Source organism: Sphingomonas sp. PWP1-2 (genome assembly GCF_049898305.1).
GTDB classification, from domain to species: Bacteria; Pseudomonadota; Alphaproteobacteria; order Sphingomonadales; family Sphingomonadaceae; genus Sphingomonas; species Sphingomonas glacialis.
The window spans coordinates 1-593 of the sequence record NZ_JAFCXM010000022.1; the positions used below are offsets into that span (position 1 = coordinate 1).

At 59.9% G+C, this 593-nt stretch carries 1 protein-coding gene; it reads right to left on the minus strand.

The features are described 5' to 3' along the window. The coding region (locus ACP7C5_RS19140; protein ID WP_426265507.1) for an IS6 family transposase at positions 1 to 593 on the minus strand (593 nt) is incomplete at both ends.

Genomic DNA, 593 nt, shown 5'->3' on the forward strand with positions numbered 1-593 from the left:
TGATTGTGGACGTTGGCATGGACCGAGGCGAATTTCTGTAGGGTCTTCATTTGCCTGAATCTTAGCATTGCCCGCTCTCGTCGTCGAAAGGGCAGGTGGCTATTTTCGACCCGATTGTTTGCCCAGCGACCGATCTCCTGCTTCTCCTCGTTCCCGAGATCCTTCATCGCTGCACGGTAGCAGCGAAGGCCATCGGTGGTGACCCGCTCGGGCGAGCCCTGGCGCTTCAGCGCCTTCTTCATAAAGGTCAGCGCCGCGCCTTTATCGCGCGTCTTCGTGACATAGCTTCCAAGTATCTCGCCCTCGTGATCGACTGCGCGCCACAGGTAGACCATCTCGCCACTGAGCTTCACGTACATCTCGTCGAGGTGCCAGCGCCAGTGCCGAAAGCCGCGCATCCGGTTAATCCGTTGCCGCCGGACGTCGCCACCGAACAGAGGCCCGAACCGGCCCCACCATTGCCGAACAGTCTCGTGACAGATGTCGATGCCACGCTCGAACAGCAGATCCTCGACGTTTCGAAGCGACAGCGGGAACCGGACATACATCATCACGACCAGGCGGATCACCTCGGGTGACGAGTTGAAGCGGCG